This window comes from Candidatus Palauibacter scopulicola (assembly GCF_947581915.1).
In the GTDB taxonomy this organism is placed as follows: Bacteria; Gemmatimonadota; Gemmatimonadetes; order Palauibacterales; family Palauibacteraceae; genus Palauibacter; species Palauibacter scopulicola.
In genome coordinates, this window is the sequence record NZ_CANPWG010000021.1 from 17991 (window position 1) to 44788 (window position 26798).

The following is a 26798-nucleotide window of genomic DNA, read 5'->3' on the forward strand; positions in this document are numbered from 1 at the left end:
TGGCTTGCTGAGGCGGACGCTGTCCCGGGTCCTGCTCGAGCGGGATCCCGGGGCCGTCCTCATCGCCGACTGGACGCGCCGCATTGGCGAGGGCCTCCTCGCCGACTCCCCGCACGTTCGTGAGCCGAACTTCACGCGGATCCACACGGCCGACCTGGACCGCCTGTTCGCCGCCTACGACGGGCGCTTCCTGGACGGTCTCTGCGGGCGCATCCTCGGGCCGGACCGGCTGAGATTTCGCCTTTCCCGGCGCATGACCCGCGCCGGGGGCAAGACGACGCGCATCGAGACTCCGCAGGGCGCTCCACGATTCGAGATCGCGGTCGCGACGACGATCCTGTTCGATGGGTTCGGGGAGGATGCTCGCGAGGTGACCGCGTGCGGTCTCCCGTGCGCGAACCGGCTGGAGGCGCTCCAGCGGATCTTCGAGCACGAACTCGTGCACCTCGCAGAGTACCTGTGCTGGAGCGAGAGCCACTGCGGGAGGTCGCGCTTCCAGGGGATCGCAAGACGGATCTTCCTGCATCGAGCCCACACGCACCAACTCATCACTCGCCCCGAGCGCGCCGCCCGGGGCGGCATCGTGGTGGGCTCCCGCGTCATCTTCGCCTTTCGCGGCCGGCCCCTGACGGGACGCGTAAACCGGATCACCAAGCGCGCCACGGTGCTCGTGGAGGACTCGCGGGCTCCGCGCTGGTCCGACGGGCGCCGCTACGCCCGCTACTACGTGCCCCTCGACCAGCTCCGGCTCGTCGATCCGGCGTCGGCGCGCACGCCGAAGAAGGGGCGCGGGAAGCCCGAGGGGCGCGGGAAACCGGAAGTGCGACGGGAGCACGCGTGATGACGGCCCGCCGGAGACTCCCGAGCTTCACCCGGGAGGCGGCCCTCCGACTGTGGCTGCACCGCCAGGGGTTCGGTCGGCCCCGCGGGTCGACGCCGCTCGACCCCGCAGCCTTCGTCGACCATCTCGAACGGACGGGTGCACTCCAACTCGACAGCGTGAACGTCGTTGACCGGGCCCACTACCTGACCCTGTGGAGCCGGTTCGGTTCGTACGACCGCGCCGATGTGGACCGGTGGGTGTACGGGGACCGCCTCGCCTACGAGTACTGGGGGCACGAAGCCTCGATCCTTCCCATCTCTCATCTCCCCCTCGGACGACGGCGCATGCGGCGCTTTCCACCCCCGAGCTGGTCGGGCCGCAAGTGGTGGGACCGTTACTCGACGTCGACCGCATCGAAGCGGCGTGTCCTGCGGCGGTTGCGCGCCGAAGGCCCGCTGGAGAGCGCCGACTTCGCGCCACAGCCCGCGGAACTGGATGAGAAGACCGATTCGCTCGGCTGGCGTCTGCGCGAAGACAAGCGGTCACTCAAACTCCTTTGGCACGATGGCCGGGTTGCCGTGGCGGGGCGGCGCCACTTCCGCTGCGTCTATGGCCTGGCGGAACGCGTCTACCCCGACGGGCCGGCCGCGACGCTGGCGGAGTACCACGACAGCTGGCTCCTCATCGGGCTTTCGGGCTGCGGCATCGCCCCGGAGCGGCACCTCGTCAACTACTTCACCGGGCCGGAACTCAACGCGGCGGAGCGGCGGCGGACCATCGCCCGCAACCTGCGGAAGAAGCGGATCGTCGAGGTCGAGGTGGAAGGCCTGCGCGGGCCCTGCTATGCCCTGCCCGAACACCTGGACGGCATCGACCGACTCCCGGAGCCCGCGGGGACGACGCTCATCTGCCCGTTCGACTCTCTGCTCTGGCAGCGGAAGCGGGCCGCCGAACTCCTGGACTTCCACTACACGGTCGAAATCTACGTCCCGGCGAAGAAGCGGAAGTACGGCTACTACGTCCTGCCCATCCTGCACGAGGGCCGGCTCGTGGGCCGGCTCGACCCGAAACTCCACCGCGACCGCGGCGCGCTCGAAATCCGGGCGTTGCACCTCGAACCGGACTTCACCCCGAGCGCGCGGTTCGACGCCGGGCTGAGCGACGCCGTCGCGGACCTCGCCGGTTTCCTCGGCGCGACCGACATCACCATGCCGCCGACCGGCCGGGCCGAGCCCGGATGACGAAGCCTCTCGACATCGCCGTCATCGGGGGCGGCATCGTCGGGCTCGCCACGGCCGACGCGATCCGGCGGGCGCGGCCGGACTTCTCGCTCACCGTGCTGGAGAAGGAGCCGGAGGTCGCGGCGCACCAGACGGGTCGCAACAGCGGCGTCATCCACGCCGGGCTGTACTACGCGCCGGGGTCGCTCAAGGCGCGGCTGTGCGCCGAGGGGGCCGAGCGGCTGTTTCGCTACTGCGCCGAGCGGGGCATTCCGACCACGCGCACCGGCAAGATCGTCATCGCCACCTCTCGCGATCAGCTCACGGCGCTCGCCGAACTCGAGCGGCGCGGGACGGCGAACGGCGTGGCCATGCAGCGGATCGGCCCCGGCGGAATCGCGGAGATCGAACCGCACGCGCGCGGCGTCGAGGCGCTCCACGTACCCGCCACCGGGGCGGTCGACTTCGGTGACGTGGCGCGGGCCTTCGCAGCGGATCTGTCCCGCGACGGCCACCCGATCCGCACCGGCTTCGAGGTGCGGGAAGCCCGCCGCTCCGGGCGCCGCACCGTGCTCGCCGGCCCCCCGGGCGACATCGCGGCCCGCGTCGTCGTCAACTGCGCCGGGCTGCACGTCGACCGCGTGATGGGGATCCTCGGGCACGAACCCGATCTCAAGGTGCTGCCTTTCCGGGGCGAGTACCGGGGCCTCTCCGAAAGCGCCGCCGGGCTCGTGCGGGGCCACATCTACCCGGTTCCGGATCCGCGGCTCCCGCATCTCGGGGTCCACTTCACACGGAACGCGGCCGGACGTGTGGAACTCGGGCCGAACGCGGTCTGGGCCTGGGGCCGGGAGGCCTACGGCCGCCTGTCGGGCCGCCTGCCCGACGCCCTCGAAGCGTTGAGCTACCGCGGCTTCCGTCGTCTGGCGCAGGCCCACTGGCGGACCGCCGTCGAGGAGCAGTGGCGCTCCCTGGACCGGCGCTCCGTCGTGCGGAAGGCGCGCGCCATGCTGCCCGAACTCGAAGTGCGCGACCTCGAGACGTGGCGCTCCGGCATCCGCGCGCAGGCCGTGGACACGGAGGGCGCCCTGGTCCACGACTTCGTGATCCGGGAAGGGCCGGGCGTCGTGAACGTGCTCAACGCCCCCTCCCCCGCCGCCACCGCCTGCCTGGCCATCGGACGCCACATCGCGGAGCGCGCCCTCCAGCAACTCTGACCGGCTTCGGGCGAACTAGTCGGCCGTTCCGAACGGATCGAAGATCTCGACCCCCGAGGGCTCGAAGTCCTTTCGGTTGCGTGTGACGACGACGAGCCCGCGGGCAAGGGCCGTGGCCGCAATCAGGCTGTCCTTGACAGGCATCGGCCGCCCGCGCGAGCGGAGGTGTGCCAAGAGTTCCGCCCAGCGGAGCCCCGTATTCGCATCCAGCGGCACACATCGGATTCTGCGCACCACCTCTTCGAACCATGACTCGAGCGCGTCGCGACCCTTCCCGGGGGTCATTGATCGTATTCCGTACCAGATCTCTCCGAGTACAACGGGATTGACGACGATCTGCAGTTCATGGTCGCGCAACCACGCGACGACGCGCGGATCGGGTCTCGTCCTGGTCGCCTCGGAAAGGACATTGGCATCGACGAGGTATCTAATCGTCCGGCTCCCCGACTACCGGGAGCGGCAGGTCGGCCGTCGAGTCGGAGGGGACCGGCATGAACCAACCCTTCTCGGGGCAGGTCAGAAGATGGTCGACGAGGCCCTCGTTCACGGCCGCCGGCGTGCGCGCGAGGCGGTAGACCCCCCGCCCAAGCCGCTTGATCTCGAATTCCTGGCCGGGAACGACGTCGTCCCGCCGCCGAAGTTCAGCCGGGAGTACGAGTTGCCCCTTGGTGGAGATAGTGGTTCGCATTGTGGTAAGGTGGCCGCCTTACCTTCGTTGCGCAAGGCTCGGACACGCCCGGATCCCTCAGGCGCGGCAGGTCAGGTGGCGTAGTCGTGGCCTTCGGCGTCGAGCATTTCTTTCATGCCCTCGAGATAGCCGGCCTCGCCGGCCGATTCGACGGACATGTCGGCGTTGTGCTGCGCCGCCTCGACCGGGATCGGGCGGATCTTCCGGCTCGTCTGGAGCGCGAGCATCTCGTTCATGCAGGCGCGCTCGAGCTGGTAGAGCCACAGCATCGTCTTCTCGATCGTGTCGCCGACCATCAGCACCCCGTGGTTCGCGAGGAAAAGCACCCGCTTGTCCCCCAGCGCCTCGACCATGCGCTCGCCCTCGTCCGCCTCCGTGACGATGCCCTCGTATCCGAAGTAGGCGCAGTTCCCGAAGAACACCGCCGCGTTCTGGCTGCCGCGCTCATCCAGTCTCCACCCGTCGATGGAGGCGAGCGCGGTGCTGTACGGGGCATGGATGTGGAGCGCGCACATGATGTCGGGCCGCGCGCGCTGGACGGGCTCGTGAATCGCCCACGCGCTCACGTTGAGCCGCCCGTCGCCGCCCACCGGGCGGCCGTCCGGGCCCACCTCGACCAGATTGCTGGCCGTCACGCGCGAGAAGTGCGTCTGCCCGGGCGTGATGAGCAGGTGTCCGGGCCTCCCCGGCACCTTGCAACTGAAGTGGTTCCACGTGCCCTCGTGCATGTTCTCGTGCACGATGATCCGGTGCACCGCCGCGAAGTCGACGCGCGCCTGCCGGATCGCGGCTTCGTCGACAGATTCCCCGGACGGGGACGGAATGGGAGCGAATGCGGTCTCGACCGTGCTCATCGCCTGCCTCCTGAAGAACGGACCTGAACCTCGACCAACTTCTCAAGCTCCACATGCCGGATCAAGCAGAGCGACGCTCTCCCGGTTCCCCGTTCCCGGTCCAGCGATTACCATCCCGCGCTCACGAAGCCTCCCGGGAAAGTGCGGGTGACAGCGCCGACCATGCCGGATTCCATCGCCGAGACCGAACCGCTTGACGTGATCATCGTCGGCGCCGGCCCCTGCGGGCTCGCCGTGGCGGTCGCCGTGAAGGAGCGCGGATTGAGCTACGCGATTCTCGACCGGGGGTGCATCACGGAGTCGCTGACCCGCTATCCCTCCTACATGACCTTCTTCTCGACGGCGGAGTTGCTGGAGATCGGCGGCGTGCCGTTCACGATTCCCGAGCCGAAACCCACCCGCCGCGACGCGCTCGCCTACTACCGGAAGGTCGTCTCTCACCACGGCATCGACGTCCGCCAGTACGAGGAGGTCACGGCCATCCATCGGGAGGCGGGCGCCTTCACGCTCGACACCCGAACGCGGGACGGACGCGAGCGGCGGATCGCCTCGCGGGCGGTGGTCATCGCCACGGGAGGCTTCGGAGCGCCGAACCGGCTGGAGTTCGAGGGAGACGGCCCGCACGACCGTGTCGTCCACTACTACAGGGAACCGTATCCCTTCTTCGACCAGGACGTCATCGTCGTGGGGGGTGGGAACTCCGCCGTCGAGGCGGCGCTCGACATGTACCGCAACGGCGTTCGCGTACGGATGGTCCACTTCGCCGACACGCTGGACCGGGGCGTGAAGCCATGGGTGCGCCCGGACATCGAAAACCGGATCGCCGCCGCGGAGATCCCGATGCACTGGAACTCCCGGGTCGCCGCGCTCGGACCGGGCACGGCCACGATCGTCGACGAGGAGACAGGCGAAGAGACCGAGGTCGCGAACCACTGGGTGCTGGCGATGACGGGTTGGCGGCCGGACGCCGCCCTGCTCACGAGCCTGGGCGTCGCCGCGGATCCCGGCACGGGAATCCCCGCTCACGACCCGGCCACCATGGCAACGTCGATCCCGGGCGTCTACATCGCCGGCGTGATTGCCGCCGGCTTCAACGCCAACAAGATCTTCATCGAGAACGGCCGCGAGCACGGCGCCCTGATCGCCGCCCACCTGGCCGGCACCGCCCTCTAGATTCCGCCCTCGAACCAGAAAGATACGTGATTGATTAGATTTACTCAGTAACGTATCATGGTCGTCATGAATGGCTTCGAACGCCCCCATGTGGCGCGGCTTGTGCGGATGCTGGAAAACGACGATGCCATGCGGATCGTCGCGATCACAGGGCCCCGCCAGACCGGCAAGACGACCATCGCCCTCCAGGCGCGCCGGCGGCTGGAGGCGTCCGGGCGACTGTGCTGGTACGTCCCGCTCGACGATCCCACGCCCGAGGAATTCCACGCACCGGGTCTACTGGACGGCGTGGACACGATCCCGGCGGGTGGCTCGCTCGATGCGCGGTGGCTGGTCGAGATCTGGGAGAGCGCCCGCCGGGCGGCGGAGCGGGTGGAGCAGGGTCTGGTGCTGATCCTCGATGAGATTCAGAGCATCCCGCGCTGGTCGAACGTCGTCAAGGGACTCTGGGACGGGGACCGGCGGTCGGAACGCCCGCTGCGGATCGCAATCCTCGGGTCGGCGCCGTGGTCCCTGCTGACCGGGCTGAACGAGAGTCTCGCGGGTCGTTTCGATCCCCTGCCCGTGGCCCACTGGTCGCTCCTGGAGATGGCGCGGGCCTTCGACCTTACGCTGGACGAGTACGTGTTCCTCGGCGGCTATCCGGGCTCCATTCAGGGTCGACCCGGCGCCTGGCAGCTGGATGCGTGGCGGCGGCACATTGCGCACGCGATCACGACGCCGGCGATCGACCGGGACATCGTCCAGTTGACTCGAGTGCGGAAGCCGGCCCTCATGCGCCAGTTGATGGACCTGGCTCCGCGCCATTCCGGCCAGATCATGTCTTTCAACAAGCTGCTTGGGCAGCTACGAGACGCGGGAAACGTGACGACCGTGGCGCAGTATCTGGAAGAGCTATCTGACGCGGGCCTCGTCACCGGACTGTCCAGGTACGCGCCGTCCCCGCACCGGAGCAGAGCCGCCTCTCCGAAGCTCAACGTCCTGAACACGGCGCTGATGACGGCGGCGTCGGGCTATTCTCTTGAGGAAGCGATGGCGGTCTCCGACTACTGGGGGCGCGTCGTCGAGAGCGCGGTGGGCGCCCACCTGTGGAACACGCGGGACGCAGGCACGCGGATTCACTACTGGCGGGATCGAGCCAAGCGGGCGAATGAGGTGGACTTCGTCGTTGAGCGCGGTCGCCACGTGCTTGGGATAGAGGTGAAGAGCGGCCGGCCGGGAGGCGCGTCCGGGCTGAAAGCCTTCCGGGAACGCTTCCGCGACGCTCGCACACTGCTCGTGGGCACGGGCGGAGTTCCGCTCAACGAGTTCCTGTCGCTGAGCGCCGAGGAATGGCTGGAGGAGTTGTGAACTCGCCCGTGACGCGCACCGTCAGCCTGATCGAGCCGCACGCTGACAAGCGGCTCGGCCGTGAGGGCCTCTCGCTGAGCGACTTCCGCTCGGACCACAGCTACGTCCTCCTGGGAGAGCCGGGTCTGGGCAAGAGCACGGAATTCGAGACGGAAGCTCGGCATGTGCAAGCTCCCGACCCGATTCCGGCTCGGCGGTTCATCAACCGGGATCCGGAGCGCCATCCCGAATGGCAAGCGGGACCCCTCTTCATCGACGGACTGGATGAAGTGCGCGCGAGCAGCGCGGATCCCAGATCGCCACTCGACAGGATCGTGGCCCGGCTGGAGGCGCTGGGGAATCCACCGTTCCGCCTGTCGTGCCGCTCCGGTAGTTGGCTCGAGCGGGGAGACCGGAGGGAACTCTCCTCCCTCCCAGGGGCTGCGTCGCTTCGGATCCTGGAACTGAACCGTCTGTCTCGCAACAACGTTCGCTGTCTCGTTTCCAACCGAAGAGATGATGCCGACGAGTTCATGTTCGAGGCGTTGGAACACGGGCTGGACGCCTTCCTGTGGAATCCGCAGTTGCTCGCGGTCCTACTGGACGCAGTGGAGGCGGATGGCTGGCCCGACAGCCCCCGAGCCGCATTCGAGAACGCGTGCCGCGAACTCTCGACGGAGCGGAATCCCGAACATCAGGACGCCCGCCGCGCGGTGGGACAGCCGGGTCGGGACGCCGTCTTGCGCGCCGCCGGACTGCTTTCTGCTCTCCTCCTGCTCACCGGTAAGGAGGGCTGGACGACAACGGACACGGACGATCCCGACCTCCTCTCGTTGCGCGATGTCGAGGACGGCGGGGGCCGGGACGAGCTACTCGCTGCCCTGGAATCGGGGTTGTTCGCGGGCTCGGCCACGTGTCGAACGCCCGTCCATCGGCTCGTGGCGGAGTTCCTGGCTGCCAGATACCTGGACGGACGGATCCGTGCGCCTCGCGGAACTACTCTACGGCGAGTGCTGTCGCTCTTGTTGGGGCACGACGGCATCCCGGTTCCGGACCTCCGAGGTCTTTCAGCGTGGCTCGCGTCTCTGAATGCAGACGCGCGAACTCTTCTGATCCCCGCGGATCCGGTCGCCGTGGCGTTTGGCGGCGACACGACCGACTTCACGCCGGGCGAGCGGCAGGAATTGTTGGCTCAGCTCGAAAACAGCCCCAGCCTACCCATTGTGTGGCCATCGTCCATCGCGCTCGGCGCCCTCGCCGGGAGCCCGGACCGGTCGCCGCTATGGGAACTGACCTCCTCTCCGGTTCGAACCGACGCCAGGCAGAACCTCGTCGCTCGACTGCTCGCCGGTTACAGGCACAAACTTCATTCGTCGACTGCCGGTCCTGGTCGGACCTCGGCAACGGACTACGACCTGGAGCGCCGCGCACTGCTCCGAATCGTTCGCGACGATAGTTGGCGTGGCCACGTTCGGTGCAAGGCCCTCGATGCCCTCGACCGCCTTCTCACCGGGCCGGACCGGTCTTCCGCGCTGCGGGGAATTCTGTCCGACATTGAATCGGATCGCCTGCCGGACCAGGATCTTGAACTGCTCGGGACTCTGCTCGGGCTGCTGTATCCGCAGGCCCTACGCCCCACCGAGATCTGGGAGCACTTGGCCACGCGACCCCGTGTCCCGGGTGCCACGTCCTACAGCATGTTCTGGAGCACCCTCGTCGATGAGTCGGATCCGGAGCAGATCCGGCTGTTGCTCGACTCGCTTTGCGACCGCGCCCAGGAGGTGCTTCCGAGGCTGGCGGACGACGGGCTCGGTTCCATCGTGCTTGAACTGCTCGCGCGGGGGCTGGAACTGTTCGGCGAATCCATGACCGTGGCGGAACTTCACCGTTGGTTTGCGCTCGTGAACGCCGCTCCGAACCGCACGGGACTAGTCCCGGCCCACTGCCACAACGTATTGGCGGTCGACTTCTTCCCCGAACTCTCTGAGCGGATCCATACGTGGCTGAGTACACACCAAGCCGTCCAGTACAAGCTCATCGAACGCGGCCTGGGGGAGAGGGAGGACGATGTTGGGCGCAGGGCGCTCGACCAATCGATCGGCCGAAAATTCGTGGGAGACGAAGCTCAGCCGAGGTTTCGGCAGTGGTGCCTCGGGCGGGCCATTGAGCTGGCGGGCAGGCGACCAAGAATCGCGGAGGAGCTCGCTTGGTGGGCGATTCGTTCGAGAAGCGGCTGGGGACCGCCGATGTCCGACGAAGAAGTAGCCCGAGCCGTGCGGATCAACCCAACCCTCCGGGAGTGGAACACCAGGCGGATGATCGCCAAGGCGGATTGGGAACGGGAGGAAGCCGAGAGGGAGGAGCGGGATTCGACCGTCGCGAGCCTCGTCCGGGAGCGGCGCAGGGAATACGTGACCGCGGTGCGGGAGCACGCGGTGGAACTGGCGGAGGGACGCTGTCGCCCGGCCCTCTTGAATGAACTCGCGCAGGTCTACTTCGATGGGCTGGACGACGCCGGAGCCAGTACCGATCCACTGGCTCCGCTACGCCAACGACTCGATGGCGACGACGCGCTCTTGCGCGCAGCGCTGACCGGGTTTCGCAAACTGTTGTCGCGCCATGACCTGCATGATCTACCCGAGGCCGCCCGCACGTACGGTGATGGACGGTTTTCCTTTTTCGCCCTGCCTTTTCTCGCGGGCTTGGCAGAGGAGGAGCGCGCGGGGCACGATCCGTTGCTGCTCCTCGACGAAGCGGGGTTGAGGCGAGCGCTTGGCTACTACCTCACTTGGGGGCAACACGTTTCGTTGTTCTCGCGCCGCACCGTTGGTGACTCATCGGATGATCGCGACGGGCCCGGGGGGCCTCGCTGGTACCGTAGTGCCCTCGAATCGAATCCCGAGGCGGTGGCGGACGCGATCATCGCCGTACACCGCGCCCAGGTGCGGAAGAAGGCAGGGCCGGACCGGCAGATCCGCGACCTTAGCCGGGATCCGGCCTATGCGGAAGTCGCGCCGCTCGCCGTGCCGAGGATGTTCGGCGTTTTCCCCAGCCGCTGCACGGAACCGCAAGTCGAGACTCTGCGTCTGGTGCTTTGGGCCGCCCTCGACCCGCGGAACATGCCACCCGCGGAATTCGCCGACGTCGTCCGCAAGCGGCTGCGGCGCCGAAGTATGGATGTGGCGCAGCGGATTCAGTGGCTGTGCGCGGGGCTGTTCGTGGCCCGAGAAGAGATCCTGCCCGAACTCGTCGACTACGCAACCGACGGGCGGGACCCGCGCATACACCACGTGGTCGATTTCTTCGTGTCGCCCAGCAACCGGTTTCGGGGCTCCCTCCCGCTCGACAAATGGAAGGCAGAGGAGTTGGCCCACTTGCTTCGGACGATCGGTCGGCGCACGCGACGCTTCGATCCACCCGGCGGCGTGGGTTTCCTCAGCGACAAGCAGGTGGCGCGGCTCCGGGCCGAGCCGCTGCTCAGCCGTCTGATCGGTACGCTCGCCGCGCGCGGCGACGACGAGGCCGCCGCCGCGTTGGAATCCCTCGCCGAAGATCCGACCCTCGATGGCTGGCGCTGGGAACTGGCTCAGGCTCGGGAGACGCAGGCCGAGAGACTCCGAGCGGCGAAACACCGGATGCCCGCGCTGGCCTCGATTCAGGAGACGCTCCGAGGCGGACGGCCAGCGAGCGCGGCGGACCTCGCCGCCCTCGTGCTCGACACGCTGGAGGAACTCGCCCGGCGAATCCGAGACGATTCAACGAACGACTGGCGACAGTACTGGCATCGCGATCCGGAGACGCGTCGGCTAGTGAAACCGCAGCACGAGAACGATTGTCGGGATGCGCTTCTCTCCGACCTGGCGTTGCGGCTTCAACCGCACGGCGCGGATGTGCAATCCGAAGCACAGTACGCCGATGAAACTCGGGCGGACATTCGGATCGCGTGCGGCTCGCGAATCGCTATTCCGGTGGAGATCAAGAAGAACTCGCACCGCGATGTCTGGCGAGCAGCGGACGAACAACTCGTGGCCAAGTACGCGAGGGCGCCGGAATCGGAGGGCTACGGCATCTATCTGGTGCTGTGGTTCGGACCGGACTATACCAGAGTAATGCCGCCGTGTGGACTCTTGCCGCGCACACCGGCCGAGCTTCGGGAGCGCCTTGAGGCGCAACTTGAACCCAGCCAGCGGGCGAAGGTCGGCGTCATCGTAATCGACGTCAGCCCATCCGGCAGGTATACTCGCATCGACCCCGACTAATCGCCCGCCTGCTGTCTCACGCACAGGTCGTACATGTCGTTGATGGTTTCTTCGGAAGTCGAGCCCAGGAGTCTGCCGAGACGCCAGCCGAGGTTCTCCCACGTGAGCTCCCTGAGCGCCTGTTTGCCATAGTCAGCACCGTTCACTGCTCTCTTCCAGCCTACCTTGAAGCGAACACGTCGGTGATGCGTGGCATTGGGATTGGTGTCTCGGACATCGGAGTCGAAGCTGAGCCCGCAGATCATCGGGATCTGAGTGCCTTCGTCGTGCATGTAACGTCTCCGTCGCTGTGACGTGTCTGGTCCGCGGCGGTTTGAGCGAGCGAGACGTCCCGCGGGAACGTCTCCAGCGCCTGTTCGGCTATTCCGCCGCAATGCCGATCACGGCCTCCTCCGCCAAGCGGGAAACCGTGGCGCCAGCGGGAATTGTCGACTGGCGGGGCACGCTAGGGACGGTGCCGGCCTCTGGATCATCTGTCCTTCCCCGGACGCGCGCCGAGCGGTGTCAACCCATCGCCGGAAACGTCGCTCGATTGAGTCGGCGTCTCAGGACCCCACGTAACGATCGCCCGTCGCACGGACTCCAGCCATTGCATGAGTCGGGACACTTCGTCGTCTGAGAACGCGCGGTCGATGTGGCACTTGAGCTCCCGGCCCGCCTCGACGAATAGATCCGTTGCCTCTGCTCCCTGGCGAAGAGAGTCGACCTGCTCCCCGGGGACTGCAGTTTTCGGGAAGCCGGAACCGTGGTGAAAGTTCGTATAGAGCGTTTGCCGGTATACGGCGGCGGGCGGGTACGCGTAGCAGACTACAACTCGGCTTCCGTCGACATCCACACCCACGGAGAAACCCCGCGTTCCCCACCGGATCGGCATGTCATGGCTTCTCGCCCACTCCAGAATGCGAGAAAAGACTGCTCTGCCGTGGTCGTCACAGGACTCGAGAAACATGGGCTCCGTCACGATAGGGCGAGAACCGGAAACCGGATCGGGTTTCGCACCCCCTTCTCTGACGACGATCTCCTGGGACAGCAGACGGCGACCGCCATCGGCTTGGAAGAAAGTGAACTCGACGCATGTGGCGCGGATGCCTTTCGACCCCAGGAACGCTGCTGTTTGTCGGATCTGAGGAGTTACCGTCTGTCCGACGATGACGAGCCTCTGGTCCTTGTTGAAGGCCACCGCCTCCGCCTCATCGAGATCAAAGCACTTCCGGTGCTGGTCGGCGAGGCTGAGCGAATGATCTTGTTCATAGGCGTGAAGGATCCGCTCCAGCGCATCGGCGTCCAATCGCTCCGCGTAGGCCGCGTACTCGAGAGCCTGCGCGATCGTGTCCCTCGGTGTCCGGTCGCGTTTGAGTTCCACGACCACGACGTTCCCTTGACGATCCAGGCCGAGCAGGTCGATGAACCCGCCGAGGTCGGTCAGGACTTCCCGCCCGATGATCAGAAGCTTGCCATCGTCCAGGATTCCGTCGGGGTTCGCTTCCAGCCACTTCTGGAGCACCGCCTCTTCGTGTGCTGCTTCGAACTGCCTGGTTTCGTACTCCGTAAAGCTGTCGTCCGTCCCTATACTGAACACTCTCATCCGCGCACCTTGGTTCTGGATGTCACCGTCCGCCGGGCCGCAAGAGTGACGGCTCCGACCCAGGGAGAGCAACGGGATACCGATTCCTGACTCCACGATGCGAGGACAGACGATGCCGATGATCGCACCGCACGCCGCTGGATCCGCTTGGGGCACAAGCACCGATTACGAGCAAGGGCACCATGTCTCCCGCAGTCACCGCAGAGCCACTCCACCGAGAGGAAGGATCCTCGCGGCGGTAGTGCTGTCGCTGGGCGGGATGCTGCAAGCTTCGGTGACCGCGCTGGAGGCGCAGGCGCGGGACTACCTGCCGGAGCGGCCCTTCGGGACGCTTCGGGAGCAGGCGCGGACGCAGCAGGCGTGGCTGGCGGAGCGGCTCGAGACGAACCTGCCCATGCTAATGCGGAAGCACGGCGTGGACATGTGGGTCGTGGCAATGCGGGAATACAACGAGGACCCCGTCTTCCGGGCTCTCGTCTCCCCGACCACCTTCGCGGCGCGCCGGCGGACCATCTACATCTTCCATGACCGGGGGCCGCAGCACGGCGTGGAACGTCTGGCGCTCGGCGGGAGCTCGCAGGGAGGCGTGTACGAGGCCGTGCGCGCGACGGCCACGGCGCCGGACGGGAGGCAGGCGGAGCTCTGGGGCTCCGACCAGTGGGACCTGTTCGCCGACATGGTGCGGGAGCGCGACCCGGGGCGGATCGCCGTCAACATCTCGCACGAACACAACTTCGCCGACGGGCTTTCGGCCGGTGAATGGGAGCAGATGGAGGCCGCGCTCGGCGCCGATCTCGCGAGCCGCGTGGTCCGCGAGCCCCTGCTGGCGATCGAGTACCTCGCCATGCGCGTTCCCGCCATGACCCCCGTCTACCGGCGGGTACAGGCGGTTGTGCACGAGATCATCGGCACCGCCTTCTCGGAGGTCGTCATCGTCCCCGGCCGGACCACGACCGCCGATGTCGTATGGTGGATGCGGCAGCGCGTGCACGATCTGGGCCTCGACTCCTGGTTCCAGCCCTCGGTCTCGGTGCAGCGGCGCGGCGCGGACATGAGCGGCGTGACGGCGCCGGTGATCGAGCGGGGCGACGTCCTCCACTGCGACTTCGGGCTCGTCGCGTTCGGGCTCGCGACGGACACGCAGCACATGGCCTACGTCCTCCGGGAGGGCGAGACGGAAGCGCCGGCCGGGCTCAGGCAGGCGCTCGCGAACTCGAACCGCCTCCAGGACATCCTGCTCGAGGAGACGAAGGTCGGCCGCACCGGAAACGAGATCCTGGCTTCGGTGCTGGAGAAGATGAGGGCGGAGGGACTCAACGGGACGATGTACACGCACCCGATCGGCGACCACGGCCACGGCGCGGGACCGCTCATCGGACTGTGGGACTACCAGACGGGCGTGCCCGGCCGCGGCGACCCGCCGGTGATCCCCGGCATGTGGTTCTCGACCGAACTCCAGGTCACGACGCCGGTACCCGAGTGGGACGGCCAGCCTGTCCGCATGGCCCAGGAAGAGGAAGCGGAGATCACACTAGACGGCGAGATCCGCTGGATGCTCCGCCGGCAGACCGAGTTGCACCTGATCCGGTAGCGACGCGCCGGGCGCGAATCCGGACGTTCCCGCGGGAACGTCCCCGGCGCTGGTTCGGCTATTCCGCCGCTGCCCCGATCACGGACTCCTCCGCGAGGCGGGAGACCTCGGCGTCGGGGAGGTCGAGGATTTCGGTGAGGATCTGGCGGGTGTCGCGGCCGAGGGTGGGCGCGGGGTTCACGGGGACGTCGGGAGCGTCGGAGGTGAGGAGCGGGGTGCGGACGAACTGGAGTTCTCCGAGTCCGTCGTAGTCCACGGTGACCCGCACGCCGCGCGCCTCGAGTTGCGGACACTCGAGCAGGTCGTCGGAGGTCTGCACGGGCCCCGCGGGGACGCCCACATCCTGAAGCCGCCGCACCGCCTCGTCGCGGGTCAGTTCGGCGAACACCGGTCGGACGACCTCGTCGAGGAGCGCGCGGTTCTCGGTGCGCGCGTCGGGGGAATCCAGGCGGGGATCCTCCAGCAGGTCGGGGCGTTCCAGCATGCGGCAGAAGCGGCGCCACATGATGTCATCGGGGATCGTAAAGGCGACGTATCCGTCGCTCACCGGCATCGGCCCGCGCGGGTAGAAACCGGGCGGATCGCCCCGCCTCGGCCGCGCCCCGGTGTTGGCGGCGAGCGAGACCATGCGCTCGTTCAGCGACAGCACGCCGTCGTACATGGCGGAGTCGATGAACTGACCCTTCCCCGTCATGGTGCGCCGGTAGAGCGCCATCGAGACGCCGTGCGCCGCGGCCATCCCCGCGTAGAGGTCCGGCATCCCGTAGATCGAGGGCGAGGGCGGCTTGTCGGCGAAGCCGATCATGTGCATGACGCCCCCCATCGCCTCCGCCACGACGTCGAACGAGGGCCAGTCGCCGTACGGGCCCTCGCGCCCGGGCAGCCTCCCGAACCCGGACACGGCGGCGTACACGAGCCCCGGGTTCAGCTCGGCCAGCGCCTCGTAGCCGAGGCCCATCCGGTCGACGGACCCCGGCCGCAGGTTCTCCACGACGACATCGGACTTCGCCACGAGGGAACGGTAGAGATCGCGTCCCTCGTCGCTCTTGAGGTTGAGCGCGAGGGATTTCTTGTTCCGGTTGTAGGCCATGAATCCGACGCCCATGCGGACGCCGTTCCGCTCCACGAAGGGAGGGATGGACCGGCGCGGGTCCCCCAGGCCCGGACGCTCGATCTTGATGACCTCGGCCCCCGCGTCCGCGAGCAGGAGCGAGCAGTAGGGGGCGGACATGTACTGTTCGAGGGCAAGGACGCGCACTCCCGCCAGCGGCCGGCCGGCGTCGCTCATGCGTGATCTCCCGGGTTCGGGGGCGGCGTTCGACGACAGGTCCGAGGGCGTCAACTCGTGGCGGGCGGCGTCCGGTACTTGTCGAACCAGGCGACGATGTTCGCGATCTTGGCCATCAGTTGGCTCGGGCGGCGGCTCATGTCGTGCGACGCGCCGGGCAGGCGGATCACGGCCGTGTCGATCCCGCGCAGCTTGAGCGCGTGGAACATCTGGTACGACTCCGAGAGCGGCGTCCGCAGGTCTTCCTCCCCCGTGATGATCATCGTGGGCGTGTTCACGTCGCCCACGAGCGAGATGGGAGAGAACTCCCAGTACGCGTCCGGGTTCTCCCACGGCAGCCCCTCGTAGCGGCTGTGGTAGTAGCCGTACCAGTTGTCCGCCGTGAGCGTCTTGCTGATCCAGTTGACCACGGGTTTCTGGGCGACCGCGGCCCGGAAGCGGTCCGTCTTGCCGACGATCCAGGCCGTCATGATGCCGCCGGCGCTCCCTCCGGTGACGAAGAGGTTGTCCTCGTCGATGTACCCCCGCTCGATGACGGCATCGACGCCGGAAATGAGGTCGTCGTAGTCCTGCCCGGGGTAGTTGTGATAGAGGAGGTCCGCGAACTCCTCGCCGTAGCTCGTGCTGCCGCGCGGGTTCGCGTAGAGGACGACGTAGCCGGCGGCGGCGAGCAGTTGCATCTCGGCGGAGAAGCGGTCTCCGTAGTTCGAGACGGGCCCGCCGTGGATCTCGAGGATGAGGGGATAGCGCCGGGCCGGATCGAAGTCGGGCGGCTTCACGATCCACCCGTGGATGGGACGCCCGTCGAACGAGGAATCCCACCAGATCTCCTCGACCTCGCCGAGTTGACGGTTCGCGAGCAGGTCTTCGTTCAGCGAGGTGATGCGGCGCACGCCGCGGCCCCTCGCGCCCACGGCGACCTCTCCCGGCGATTCGGGACGGGTCTGATTGAGCGCGAAGCTCCCGTCGTCGGCGACACTGAAGGACCCGCCGCCGTACGGACGGCCGTAGGACGTGCCCCCCAGGTCCTCCGCCAGCACTTCGAGGTCACCGTCGAGCGTGGCGAAGCCGACCTTCGAGTTCCCCTCGTCGTCGTACTGGAAGTAAATGCCGCTCCCGTCGGAGGCCCACACCGGGCTGGAGACGCTGCGGTCGAGACCGCCCGTGAGGACGCGCCGCCCGCTTCCGTCCAGGTTCATCACCTGGAGCCGGCTCACCTGGTAGGTGCGCGTGCGGTCCTCGTAGCCCACGAAGGCGATCTGCCGCCCGTCGGGAGATACCGCCGGACTCCGGTCGGGTCCGGGGCGGTCGGTGAGGGCGCGCACCTCGCCGGTGGCGACGGAGACGATGTAGAGTTCGGAATTGCGGTAGTCGTGGATCCAGTCGTCGTTCCGGTTCGACGAGAAGACGAGGCTCGCGCCGTCCGGGGTCCAGGCGGCCGGGCTCTGGTGCTGGAAGTCGCCCGATGTGACCTGCGTGGGCGTCCCACCCTCGACCGGGACGATGAAGAGATGATCGAAGCCGAAATCGAGATATCCGACGCCGTCCTGCCGGTTCTTGAAGCGGTCCTCCATGATGGGGGGATCGGCCCACTCCGCCCCGGCGGGGGGCCTGGGCGGCGGGGCGAGGCTCGGCGGCGGATAGGGAACGAGCTTGTTGAACGCGAGGTAGCGCCCGTCCGGCGACCAGCGGAGCCCGCGCGGCGATTCGATGAGCTGCGTGAGCGTGGCTTCCTCGCCTGTATCCATCCAGCGCACATGGATCTGGCCGTCGTCCGTGTAGGCGATCCGGATCCCGTCGGGCGACCAGCGCGGGGACCCGCCCACCCCCACGCGCCGGTGATCCGACCCGTCGGCATTCATGATCCACAGCTCGGACTTCTTCGCGTCCCGCATGATGTCCATGGACGTGCGGACGTAGATCACCTGACTGCCGTCGGGCGAAATCCGCGGGTCCGCGGCGTATTCGATCTGGAACACATCCATCGGCTCGAACCGGCCCTGCCCGGCCAGGGGACCCGCGCTCAGCGTGCCTGACACGGCGAGCAGGACCAAGGCGAACAGGACCAGGGCGAACTTCGTCATTCGGATCTTGTGAAGGCTCTTCTCGCTCTTCTCGCTCGTCTCGCGCATCGTCGGCTCCCGGGATCGGACAGGGGACAGGGCCCGAAACATATCTCCCCGATTCGACCCGCGGGCAACCGTCGCGTTATCGTCCGGCTGGTCAGGGTCGTCCGACAGTGCCGCGTTGCTTCCCCGGGGTGATTGACATGATTCGGCTTACCGCACCGTGCGCCGCCTTCCTGGTTACGAGCGCCGCCCTCGCGGCGGGCGCCCTCCCCCTCCCGCTTTCCGGCCAGGAATACGACATCCTCATCCGGAACGGGCGCGTGATCGACGGCACGGGGGACCCGTGGTTCGAGGCGGACATTGCCGTCGCCGGCGACCGGATCGTGCGGATCGGGAGGCTCGGCGACGCGACGGCGCGGCGGGTCGTGGACGCGACAGGGATGTACGTCGTGCCGGGGTTCATCGACCTGCACTCGCACGCCGACCGCGCCATGACCTCCGAGCACCTGGAGGCCCGGCGGGCGAAGAGCCTGAACAGCCAGGGGCTCACGACGGTCATCGGCGGGCCGGACGGCCGCAATCAGTCATGGCCGCTCAGCGCGGAGATCGCGGCTCTCCGCGAGCTGGGACACGCGATGAACTTCGTCCCCATGGTCGGCCACAGCACGGTGCGCGCCGAAGTGATGGGCAACGACTACTGGCGTGCGGCGACGGAGGACGAGATCGCCCGCATGCAGGCGCTCGTGCGCGAGGGAATGGAGTCGGGGGCGTGGGGGCTGGGCGCCGGCGTCGAGTACCGCCCCGCCCGCTACAGCACGCCGGAGGAGGTCATCGCCCTCGCCGGGGCCGTGGCCCCCTACGACGGCTTCTACGTCGCGCACCAGCGCAGCGAGGCGGCCATGCCGCTGTGGGAACTGCCGAGCACCGCGACGGAGGGGCCCGTGGACGGGAACGAGGGGCTGGCGGAGACCGTGAACATCGCCCGTGAAACGGGGATCCGCGTCGTGGCGAGCCACCACAAGGCGCGGGGCCGCGCCAGCTTCGGCCGCTCCGGGCAGGACACGCTGGTCGTGAACCGGGCGCGCGCGGAGGGGCTGGAAGTCTACCTCGACGTCTACCCCTACGAGACGTTCGGCGGGGGCGCGCGCCCCATGATCCCGCGCTGGAGCCTGGTGCACGACACCGTGGACACGAGCGGCGGGAGGGACAGCCCGGTCTACAACCGCCCGGGGGTGTTCGACGATGCCCGGGCGCACCTGGAGCGCCGGTGGGCCGACCCGGAACTCCGGGGCCTCATCGCCCGCGACATCGAGTGGATCGTGGACCACAACGGGGGGCCGGACCGGGTGGTCGTGGTGGGCTACCCCGACTCGACCTGGGTGGGCCGCACGCTGGAGGAACTGGGGCGCACCTTGGACATCACGTACCAGGAGGTCGTCGTCCACATGGCGCTCAACGGGTACCCGGAGGTGCTCGGCGGAGCCTGGACGCGCGGCTACGGAATCCACGACTCGGACGTCATCAACTACTACCGGCAGGACTACACGGCGACGGCGTCGGACGCGGCCGTGAGCGGGGTCGAAGGCGTGCCCGAGTTCGCCTCGCGGCCCGGCGCGCACCCCCGCCATTTCGGCGCCTTCACGCGCAAGATCGCCCGCTACGTGAAGGACCTGCAGGCGATCACGCTTCCGTTCGCGGTCCGCTCGATGACGGGGCTGCCAGCGCGGATCATCGGGCTGGAGGATCGCGGCTTCGTCCGCGAAGGGTACCGGGCCGACCTCGTCGTCTTCGACCTCGAGCGGCTCCGGGACCGGGCCACCGTGCTGGAGCCGGACCGGTTCAGCGAGGGTGTCGACTACGTGATGGTCAACGGCGTGTTCACGGTGGACGCGGGCGAGTTCACCGACGAACTCCCCGGCGAGGTCATCCTCCGGCCCGGGAACTCCGCGAACTAGCAGCCCGTGGCAAAAGCCCCGCTGCGTTCGAGCGGGCGAGCCTGAACGCTTGACAGGCGATATCGACATGGCCAGAATGGCCAGATGAGACGAGCCAGCGTCAGCGAAGCGAAGAACGCCCTCAGCGGGCTCCTGGGCGACGTCCGTCGCGGGGAAGCCGTGTTGATCACGCATCGCGGAGAGCCCGTGGCGCGAATCGAACCTTGCCGCCCGGACGATCTGGGCGGCGACCATGAAGTCGCGGACCTCGTACGCCGGGGCGTGGCGACTCCTCCCCGCACTCCCTTCGATGTCGAACGCTTCCTGAGTGTCCCCGCCCCGCGGCTCGCCGAAGGGGTGAGCGCCAGCGACATGATCGTGGCCGAGCGCGCCGAGGGCCGTTGAAATACTGGGATTCGTCGGCTCTCGTGACACTTCTCGTGGACGAGGCGGGCAGCGCCGAGCGCCGTGCCACGATCCGGGACGATCCGGCGATCGTTACGTGGTGGGGAAGCCGCGTCGAATGCGCGTCGGCCCTGAACCGTCTCCACCGGGAGCAGCATTTCGAACCCGGCGGGCTCGACCGGTCCCTGGAGCGGCTTCGGCGGTTGGCCGCCGGTTGGATAGAGGTCGAGCCTCTCGAACAGGTTCGCAACCGTGCGATCAGACTGCTTCGGCTTCACCCGCTGCGGGGGGCGGACGCGCTGCAGTTGGCGGCAGCCCTTGCCGCTGCAGCCGAAGATCCGCAGCGGCTCGAGCTGGTCAGCAGCGACCACCGCCTCTCCAACGCGGCAAGGCGGGAGGGGTTCAGGGTCCTTTGAACGGGTCGTGACTGAGGACATCGGACAGTGTTAGATCGTACACTGTTCGGTTGAGGTCCGTACCCCACCCCCGTGACCGGGAGAGACCATGCGCACGCGACTCCATGCCCTGCTGCTCCTCGCTCCCGTCGCCGCCTGCACCGCGGACGCGCCACCGCCCGAGCCGTCGGCCGTGCGGAGCGCCGCCGACGTGACGGACGCCGTGCTCGAGGCGGCGCGGCCGGATGGCAACTGGCTCACCTACGGCGGCAACTACGCGGAGGACCGCTTCAGCACGCTGGATGAGGTCACGCGGGACAACGTCGACGGTCTCGGCCTCGCGTGGACGTACGACATCGAGCTGCGGGGCGGGGTCGAGGCCACGCCGCTCGTCGTGGGCGGCGTCATGTACATCAGTTCCCCGTGGAGCGTCGTGCACGCGATCGACACGCGCACCGGGGAGCGGCTGTGGCGCCACGACCCCGGCGTCCCGCGCATCCGCGGGCGCCTCGCCTGCTGCGACGTGGTGAACCGGGGCGTCGCGCTCTACGAGGGCAAGGTGATCGTGGGCACGATCGACGGCCGCCTCGTCGCCCTCGACGCGGAGACCGGCGACGTCGTGTGGGAGACGCTCACCATCGACCCGAACGAGGCCTACACGATCACGGGCGCGGTCCGCGTGGTGCAGGGGCTCGCGATCATCGGCAACGGGGGAGCCGAGTACGGCGTCCGCGGCTACGTCTCCGCGTACGACGCGGACGACGGCGAACTCGTGTGGCGCACCTACACGGTGCCCGGCAACCCGGCGGACGGCTTTGAGTCCGAAACCATGGAGATGGCGGCGGAGACGTGGAGCGGCGAGTGGTGGATCGCGGGCGGCGGCGGCACGGCCTGGGACTCCATCATCTACGACCCGGAGCTCGACCTCCTCTACATCGGAACCGGCAACGGGTCCCCGTGGTCGCGCAGCCACCGGAGCCCGGGGGGCGGCGACAACCTGTTCCTCGCCTCGATCCTCGCGCTGCGCCCGCAGACGGGCGAGTACGTGTGGCACTTCCAGACAACGCCCGGCGACCACTGGGACTACACGGCGGTCCAGCCGATGACGCTCGCCGATCTCGAGTTCGACGGCCGCATGCGCCGCGTGATCATGCAGGCGCCGAAGAACGGCTTCTTCTACGTCCTGGACGCCGAGACGGGCGAGTTCCTGTCGGGCCAGGAATACATCGTGCAGAACTGGGCGGAGGGACTCGACCTCGAGACCGGCCGCCCCACCGAGCGGCCGGAAGCCGTGCACGCGGAGGTCTGGACGCTGATCACGCCGGCCGCCCTCGGAGGCCACAACTGGCAGCCGCAGTCGTTCAACCCGGAGACGGGGCTCATGTACCTGCCGATCCAGGAGGGGTGGGTCGAGCGCAGCGAGCCGCCCGACTGGGTGTTCACGGACCTCGAAATCGAGGACCACGGCTACGGGCCCGCGGTGAGCAACCTCGGGCTCCGGAGCCGCTACGGCGCCCGCGATGACGCCGGGTTCCTCGTCGCCTGGGACCCCAAGGCGCAGGAGGCGCGCTGGACCGTCCCCCAGCTCGGCTACTGGAACGGCGGCACGATGACGACGACGACGGGCCTCGTGTTCCAGGGCGGCGGGGACGGCCGCTTCGTCGCCTACGACGCCGAGACGGGAGACCAGTTGTGGGACGTCTCCACCGGCCTCGGCATCCTCGGCGGCCCGGTGACCTACCTCGTCGACGGGCGGCAGCACGTGTCCGTGGCGGCCGGCTGGGGCGGCGCGCGCGGACGCAGCGGATCTCCCTACGGCGACGCGGCGAACTACGAGCAGCGGGGGCGGGTCTTCACCTTCGTGCTGGGCGGGACGGAGCCCATGCCGACGCCGCAGCGGAAGCGGCCCGCGAACGTGCCCGACCTCGACCTGCCCACGGACGCCGAGTCGCTGGCGCGCGGGGCGGACGTGTACGGGCAGTACTGCGGCATCTGTCATGGCGGCGGAGGCGGCTCGGAGGGCGCGATGCCGAACCTGCAGCGGTCGACCGACATCGTGCACCGCAACTTCGAGGACATCGTGCTCGGAGGAAGTCGCGAAGCGCAGGGGATGCCGTCGTACGAGGGATTGCTCGATTCCGAGCAGGTTCGGGCGATCCAGGCCTACATCGTGTCGCAGGCGAGGGAGACGCTCGCGGAGGCGGCCGAGACGCCGGCAGATGGCGACCACTGAACCGGCGACCACTGAACCCCAACAAGAGGAACCGACTCATGAAGCGCTTCATCCTGGTCTCACTTCTTGCCACCGGAGGTTTCGCGGCCATGGCTTCCGATCTTTCGGCCCAGCGTGAGTACATCAACCCGCGGCACGCGAGCGAGGAGGGCGTTCTTCCCTTCAGCGGCGCCGTCTGGGTGGGCGACCTGCTCTTCGTGTCCGGGTCGCTGGGACTCGTGGACGGGCGTCCGCCCAACGACGCGGAGGAGGAGGCCCGGCTCGTCATGGAGGCGATCAAGAACACGGTGGAAGAGGCCGGGATTACGATGGACGACCTCGTCTCGGTGCAGGTGTTCTGCTCGGATGTCGCTCTCTACGACGTGTTCAACGAGGTCTACCGGACCTACTTCACGGAGAACTTCCCGGCGCGCGCCTTCCTCGGCTCCGGGCCCCTCCTGTTCGGGGCGCGGTTCGAAGTGATGGCGATCGGCTCGCGCAACTGATCCGCGCCCACAACTGAGCGGGGGCACCTGAACCCGGGGCGGGGTCCGGTCACCGAGGCAGGGCCCGTCCGCGGCCCGCGGCCCGATCTCGCCGACGCGCTGGAGCGGGGGGAGATCGTCCTCTTCCCCGTCTGCCCGCTCGAACTCCCGCCGGATGAGGATCTCGAGCGGCTGCGGACGGAACTCCCGCGCCAGTTGCGTGCAAAAAACGTCAGCTACCACCCGGAGAGCGGGCGCCTTCGCGGCGTGGCGGCGCGCGGAGGGCTGCGGGATGCCGTTCTCGACACCCTCACTGCGCACGGCGCCCGGGTTCGCGCCTTCCTCCGGGAGTGCCTGCCCGCGCTCACCGAGGGCTGGACGGTGGGGACGACAAGCTTCCGCCCGATTCAGGAGCGGGGCCGCGGCCTCTCCCCGCACGCGAGCAACGAACTCATCCACTTCGACGCCGGCGCCTACGGGGCGACCGACGGGGACCGGATTCTTCGTTTCTTCGTCAACGTGAACCCGGACGAGGACCGCGTGTGGTGTACGAAGGGGACGTTCCCCGACGTGTTCGCCCTCTATGGGACGGAGGCGGGTGTGGCGGACGGCGGCTCGCTCGCGCGGGGCCCCGTGGACCGTCTCCGCGGACGTCTGCTGCGGGGGATCGCGAAGGCGGGGCTGGGTGAGGCGGTGCTCGCGGACTCCAGCCCGTACGACCGTCTCATGCGGCGCTTCCACAACTACATGAAGGACACGCCGTCCTTCCAGGAGCAGGACGAGACGTGGCGGGAGGTCCGCTTCCCGCCCTTCTCCGCCTGGATGGTCCTCACCGACATGGTCAGCCACGCGAGCCTGTCCGGCCAGCACGCCCTCGTCGACACCTTCATCCTCCGCCTGGCCGCCTGCCGCCACCCCGACCTCGCCCCCATCAACATCCTCCGCGCCGGACCTCCTCCGAACGCCCGAGGCCCCAACATTCCTGGCGCGGGACGGCGATGACCCGCGCCATCGCCGTCGACTGGTCCGGCGCGAAATCGGGGGCGTCGTCGAAGATCTGGCTCGCCGAGGTACGGGACGGACGCCTGGCTCGCCTGGAGTCCGGCCGCGACCGCGGCGAATGGATCCGCCATCTGATCGACGACGCGGCGGCGGACTCCGATGTCGTGGTTGGCCTGGATTTCGGGTTCTCCTTCCCCCTCTGGTTCGCCGAGCACCTGGGCGCGACGTCGATAGAAGAACTTTGGGACATCGTCTCCACCCAGGGAGAAGGATGGCTAAGCAGCTGCCCGCCCCCGTTCTGGGGAAGACCGGGAAAGGGGAAGCCGAAGCTGCGCCACCATTTTCGGCACACCGAACGAGAGGTGTCCGGGGAGACGGGTTCGAATCCCAAAAGCGTGTTCCAGATCGGCGGCGGCGGTGCGGTGGGCACCGGCTCGATCCGAGGAATGCCTCACCTGGCCACGCTCCGCGCGGCGGGCTTCTCGATCTGGCCGTTTCATGAAGTCCGGATGCCACTGGTGATCGAGATCTACCCGCGACTGCTCACGGGCCCGGTGAACAAGTCCGATTTCGATGCGCGGCAGGCGTATCTGGATCAGGGACTGCCAGAAATAGAGGGCTCACTCGCGTGCAAGGCCATGTCGTCCGAGGACGCCTTCGACGCAGCGGTGTCCGCCGTGGTCATGGGCCGCCACGTGGACGATATCTCCGCTCTGACCGCAGCTCGAGATGAAACGAAGTTGATGGAAGGGATGATCTGGTGGCCTCGAGAAACCCGGGAGGCTACCGCCAGTTCGCGTGGTGCCGCCGTCCAAAAGGCCGACTGCCCCTTCTGCGATGTGCCCAGGGAATCCGTGGTTGCCGAGTCGCGGCATGCTCTCGCGGTCGAGGACCGGTATCCGGTGAGCCGCGGCCACACGCTCGTAGTCCCCAGAGAGCACACGGAGACCTTCTTCGCCCGAAGTGACGAGGTCCAGGCGGACATATGGAGCCTCGTCTCCGGCGTGAGGGCAAGGCTTCAAGCGGAACTCAATCCCGACGGCTTCAACGTGGGGATCAACGAGGGGCGGGCGGGCGGCCAGACCGTGGGGCACGCCCACATACATGTGATCCCCCGCTTCAAGGGAGATGTGGCAGACCCGAGAGGCGGGATTCGCTGGGTCCTGCCCGAGCACGCCGCGTACTGGGACTCATGAACGCGCCGCGGCCGCCGACGGCCGAAGGGCAGCTCGAGTTTCTCCGGTCGCTCCAGCGCCTGCTCGACGAGGGCAGCTTCACGTCCAGTTACAAGTTCGCGCTGCTCCATGCCATCGCCGACCTGTGCCTCGTCAAGGGTGACGACAGTGGGGACGAACTTGAACTGTCCACCGCCGACATTGCCGAGCAGTTCGTGCGGCTGTACTGGCCCCAGGCAATGCCGTACCCCGCCGGCGACAACGCGGGGATCCTGCACCAGAACACGGGCCGACAGGCACTGGTTGTCCGCGAGTTGGCCGAGCGCCACAACCGCTACCAAGGCTCCCTGGCCGAGCTTGAGAGAAGCCGCCCGGATTGGGACAACCTCCGGCGGAGGGTGGAGCAGACGGTAAGGAAGATGCCGCTCTGGAAGTTGCAGACGGTCGGGTCGGAACGCCTCGAGTTCCTGTACGAGAACGTCGATAGAGGCGGGTCGGTTCGGCTACAATCCGGCGTCGCCTACTGCTTTCGGGTGTTCTATCCGCTGGTCACCGACGTGATCGAGGGAGCCTGGTCCCACTTCGTTCAGCGGCTCAACCCTCAGCTTCTCGGCCAGGTCGTCGATCTGCGGTCGTTCCTCTTCGGCTCTCAGCGCACCTCGCTTGACTCGTATCGTCCTCTCCTCAGGGCGGTGCAAGGTGGCCGTTGCTTCTACTGCGAGAGCGACATCAAGTCCGGTGGCGATGTCGACCACTTCATCCCGTGGCGACGATACTCGCTCGACCTGGGACACAACTTCGTATTGGCCCATCGGGGGTGTAACTCGAGCAAGTCCGACCTGCTCGCGGCGGAAGAGCATCTCGAACGCTGGACGGAACGGAACCGCGTTTGCCGGGACGAACTGGAGGCCGGCTTCGAGGAGAGCCGGGTCCTCCATGACTGGCGGGCGACGCTTCAGATCGCTCGCTGGGCCTATGGCCAGGTGCAGCGAGCCGGAGGACAGGTGTGGGTTCAAGCGAACGAGTTGACGCGCCTGTCGGGCGATTGGCGGAGGATACTGACCGCTGTAGACGACGAGGCTGCCTGATTCGCG

The 26798-nt window shown here is 68.0% G+C and carries 22 protein-coding genes; 15 read left to right on the plus strand and 7 right to left on the minus strand.

Features of this window, described 5'->3' with window-relative positions:
- The first annotated feature begins 4 nt into the window (after window positions 1-4).
- From RN743_RS04105 to lhgO, 3 genes are read left to right on the plus strand one after another with little or no spacing between them, the layout of a single operon-like run.
- Window positions 5-841 (plus strand): hypothetical protein, encoded by an 837-nt coding sequence (locus RN743_RS04105; RefSeq protein WP_310776532.1) that lies wholly within the window; start codon window positions 5-7, stop codon window positions 839-841.
- A complete protein-coding gene (locus RN743_RS04110; RefSeq protein ID WP_310776534.1) occupies window positions 841-2064 on the plus strand; it encodes a crosslink repair DNA glycosylase YcaQ family protein in 1224 nt (407 codons plus the stop codon). Before RN743_RS04105 ends, RN743_RS04110 begins: the two co-directional genes overlap by 1 nt.
- Window positions 2061-3260 carry an L-2-hydroxyglutarate oxidase gene (gene lhgO, locus RN743_RS04115; RefSeq protein ID WP_310776536.1) on the plus strand — a complete coding sequence of 400 codons (1200 nt, stop codon included), beginning with the start codon at window positions 2061-2063 and terminating at the stop codon, window positions 3258-3260. The genes RN743_RS04110 and lhgO overlap by 4 nt, the downstream gene beginning before the upstream one ends.
- A 15-nt stretch (window positions 3261-3275) precedes the next feature.
- On the opposite strand, the gene RN743_RS04120 is transcribed toward lhgO, so the two are convergent.
- The 3 genes from RN743_RS04120 to RN743_RS04130 all read right to left on the minus strand — a co-directional run bounded on the left by RN743_RS04120 (window position 3276) and on the right by RN743_RS04130 (window position 4802).
- Entirely contained in the window at window positions 3276-3692 is a 417-nt protein-coding gene (locus RN743_RS04120) for a type II toxin-antitoxin system VapC family toxin (protein ID WP_310776877.1), read from the minus strand.
- A complete protein-coding gene (locus RN743_RS04125) occupies window positions 3688-3948 on the minus strand; it encodes an AbrB/MazE/SpoVT family DNA-binding domain-containing protein (RefSeq protein ID WP_310776538.1) in 261 nt (86 codons plus the stop codon). The genes RN743_RS04120 and RN743_RS04125 overlap by 5 nt, the downstream gene beginning before the upstream one ends.
- 71 nt (window positions 3949-4019) lie before the next feature.
- Complete coding sequence (locus tag RN743_RS04130) at window positions 4020-4802, minus strand: class II aldolase/adducin family protein (RefSeq protein WP_310776540.1); 783 nt, start codon at window positions 4800-4802, stop codon at window positions 4020-4022.
- A gap of 147 nt (window positions 4803-4949) precedes the next feature.
- Here RN743_RS04130 and RN743_RS04135 point away from each other — a divergent pair, with 147 nt between their 5' ends.
- The 3 genes from RN743_RS04135 to RN743_RS04145 are packed head-to-tail and all read left to right on the plus strand — an operon-like array spanning window position 4950 to window position 11563.
- The gene (locus RN743_RS04135; RefSeq protein ID WP_310776542.1) at window positions 4950-5975 is read left to right on the plus strand and encodes a YpdA family putative bacillithiol disulfide reductase; all 1026 of its coding nucleotides are present in this window, start codon (window positions 4950-4952) and stop codon (window positions 5973-5975) included.
- 57 nt (window positions 5976-6032) lie between these two features.
- Window positions 6033-7325 (plus strand): ATP-binding protein, encoded by a 1293-nt coding sequence (locus RN743_RS04140; RefSeq protein WP_310776544.1) that lies wholly within the window; start codon window positions 6033-6035, stop codon window positions 7323-7325.
- Window positions 7322-11563: a hypothetical protein gene (locus RN743_RS04145; RefSeq protein ID WP_310776546.1), complete on the plus strand. Its 4242-nt coding sequence runs from the start codon at window positions 7322-7324 to the stop codon at window positions 11561-11563. Before RN743_RS04140 ends, RN743_RS04145 begins: the two co-directional genes overlap by 4 nt.
- Here the strand turns inward: RN743_RS04145 and RN743_RS04150 are convergent.
- Together RN743_RS04150 and RN743_RS04155 are read right to left on the minus strand one after the other, a co-directional pair.
- Window positions 11560-11835, minus strand: coding sequence for a hypothetical protein (locus RN743_RS04150; RefSeq protein WP_310776548.1), 276 nt, complete (start codon window positions 11833-11835; stop codon window positions 11560-11562). The two genes, RN743_RS04145 and RN743_RS04150, sit on opposite strands and share 4 nt — an antisense overlap.
- A gap of 197 nt (window positions 11836-12032) precedes the next feature.
- Window positions 12033-13148 (minus strand): endonuclease NucS domain-containing protein, encoded by a 1116-nt coding sequence (locus RN743_RS04155; protein ID WP_310776550.1) that lies wholly within the window; start codon window positions 13146-13148, stop codon window positions 12033-12035.
- 241 nt (window positions 13149-13389) lie between these two features.
- Here RN743_RS04155 and RN743_RS04160 point away from each other — a divergent pair, with 241 nt between their 5' ends.
- Complete coding sequence (locus RN743_RS04160) at window positions 13390-14739, plus strand: M24 family metallopeptidase (protein WP_310776552.1); 1350 nt, start codon at window positions 13390-13392, stop codon at window positions 14737-14739.
- Window positions 14740-14797: 58 nt separating this feature from the next.
- Here RN743_RS04160 and RN743_RS04165 read toward each other — a convergent pair whose 3' ends face one another.
- Window positions 14798-16027: a CoA transferase gene (locus tag RN743_RS04165; RefSeq protein ID WP_310776553.1), complete on the minus strand. Its 1230-nt coding sequence runs from the start codon at window positions 16025-16027 to the stop codon at window positions 14798-14800.
- 50 nt (window positions 16028-16077) lie between these two features.
- Complete coding sequence (locus RN743_RS04170) at window positions 16078-18159, minus strand: S9 family peptidase (RefSeq protein WP_310776555.1); 2082 nt, start codon at window positions 18157-18159, stop codon at window positions 16078-16080.
- 137 nt (window positions 18160-18296) lie between these two features.
- Between RN743_RS04170 and RN743_RS04175 the strand changes: the two genes are divergently transcribed.
- The 8 genes from RN743_RS04175 to RN743_RS04210 all read left to right on the plus strand — a co-directional run bounded on the left by RN743_RS04175 (window position 18297) and on the right by RN743_RS04210 (window position 26792).
- On the plus strand, window positions 18297-20051 hold the full coding sequence (locus RN743_RS04175) for an amidohydrolase family protein (RefSeq protein ID WP_310776557.1): 1755 nt from the start codon (window positions 18297-18299) through the stop codon (window positions 20049-20051).
- Between the two features lie 84 nt (window positions 20052-20135).
- Complete coding sequence (locus tag RN743_RS04180; protein WP_310776559.1) at window positions 20136-20435, plus strand: type II toxin-antitoxin system prevent-host-death family antitoxin; 300 nt, start codon at window positions 20136-20138, stop codon at window positions 20433-20435.
- A complete protein-coding gene (locus tag RN743_RS04185) occupies window positions 20432-20851 on the plus strand; it encodes a type II toxin-antitoxin system VapC family toxin (protein ID WP_310776561.1) in 420 nt (139 codons plus the stop codon). The genes RN743_RS04180 and RN743_RS04185 overlap by 4 nt, the downstream gene beginning before the upstream one ends.
- An 88-nt stretch (window positions 20852-20939) precedes the next feature.
- Entirely contained in the window at window positions 20940-23063 is a 2124-nt protein-coding gene (locus tag RN743_RS04190; RefSeq protein WP_310776563.1) for a PQQ-dependent dehydrogenase, methanol/ethanol family, read from the plus strand.
- A gap of 38 nt (window positions 23064-23101) precedes the next feature.
- Window positions 23102-23548: a RidA family protein gene (locus RN743_RS04195; protein WP_310776565.1), complete on the plus strand. Its 447-nt coding sequence runs from the start codon at window positions 23102-23104 to the stop codon at window positions 23546-23548.
- Between the two features lie 27 nt (window positions 23549-23575).
- Window positions 23576-24529 (plus strand): Kdo hydroxylase family protein, encoded by a 954-nt coding sequence (locus tag RN743_RS04200; protein ID WP_310776878.1) that lies wholly within the window; start codon window positions 23576-23578, stop codon window positions 24527-24529.
- A complete protein-coding gene (locus tag RN743_RS04205) occupies window positions 24526-25725 on the plus strand; it encodes an HIT domain-containing protein (protein ID WP_310776567.1) in 1200 nt (399 codons plus the stop codon). Before RN743_RS04200 ends, RN743_RS04205 begins: the two co-directional genes overlap by 4 nt.
- A complete protein-coding gene (locus tag RN743_RS04210) occupies window positions 25722-26792 on the plus strand; it encodes an HNH endonuclease (RefSeq protein WP_310776569.1) in 1071 nt (356 codons plus the stop codon). The genes RN743_RS04205 and RN743_RS04210 overlap by 4 nt, the downstream gene beginning before the upstream one ends.
- Window positions 26793-26798: the final 6 nt, after the last annotated feature.

What these genes read in the sequence shown, in the direction of transcription:
- lhgO (WP_310776536.1), top strand. Translation starts at nt 2,061, where the DNA reads ATGACGAAGCCTCTCGACATCGCCGTCATCGGGGGCGGCATCGTCGGG.
- RN743_RS04175 (WP_310776557.1), top strand. Translation starts at nt 18,297, where the DNA reads ATGATTCGGCTTACCGCACCGTGCGCCGCCTTCCTGGTTACGAGCGCC.
- RN743_RS04165 (WP_310776553.1), bottom strand. Translation starts at nt 16,027, where the DNA reads ATGAGCGACGCCGGCCGGCCGCTGGCGGGAGTGCGCGTCCTTGCCCTC.
- RN743_RS04155 (WP_310776550.1), bottom strand. Translation starts at nt 13,148, where the DNA reads ATGAGAGTGTTCAGTATAGGGACGGACGACAGCTTTACGGAGTACGAA.
- RN743_RS04210 (WP_310776569.1), top strand. Translation starts at nt 25,722, where the DNA reads ATGAACGCGCCGCGGCCGCCGACGGCCGAAGGGCAGCTCGAGTTTCTC.
- RN743_RS04205 (WP_310776567.1), top strand. Translation starts at nt 24,526, where the DNA reads ATGACCCGCGCCATCGCCGTCGACTGGTCCGGCGCGAAATCGGGGGCG.
- RN743_RS04140 (WP_310776544.1), top strand. Translation starts at nt 6,033, where the DNA reads ATGGTCGTCATGAATGGCTTCGAACGCCCCCATGTGGCGCGGCTTGTG.
- RN743_RS04195 (WP_310776565.1), top strand. Translation starts at nt 23,102, where the DNA reads ATGAAGCGCTTCATCCTGGTCTCACTTCTTGCCACCGGAGGTTTCGCG.
- RN743_RS04125 (WP_310776538.1), bottom strand. Translation starts at nt 3,948, where the DNA reads ATGCGAACCACTATCTCCACCAAGGGGCAACTCGTACTCCCGGCTGAA.
- RN743_RS04190 (WP_310776563.1), top strand. Translation starts at nt 20,940, where the DNA reads ATGCGCACGCGACTCCATGCCCTGCTGCTCCTCGCTCCCGTCGCCGCC.
- RN743_RS04180 (WP_310776559.1), top strand. Translation starts at nt 20,136, where the DNA reads ATGAGACGAGCCAGCGTCAGCGAAGCGAAGAACGCCCTCAGCGGGCTC.
- RN743_RS04110 (WP_310776534.1), top strand. Translation starts at nt 841, where the DNA reads ATGACGGCCCGCCGGAGACTCCCGAGCTTCACCCGGGAGGCGGCCCTC.
- RN743_RS04130 (WP_310776540.1), bottom strand. Translation starts at nt 4,802, where the DNA reads ATGAGCACGGTCGAGACCGCATTCGCTCCCATTCCGTCCCCGTCCGGG.
- RN743_RS04150 (WP_310776548.1), bottom strand. Translation starts at nt 11,835, where the DNA reads ATGCACGACGAAGGCACTCAGATCCCGATGATCTGCGGGCTCAGCTTC.
- RN743_RS04170 (WP_310776555.1), bottom strand. Translation starts at nt 18,159, where the DNA reads ATGCGCGAGACGAGCGAGAAGAGCGAGAAGAGCCTTCACAAGATCCGA.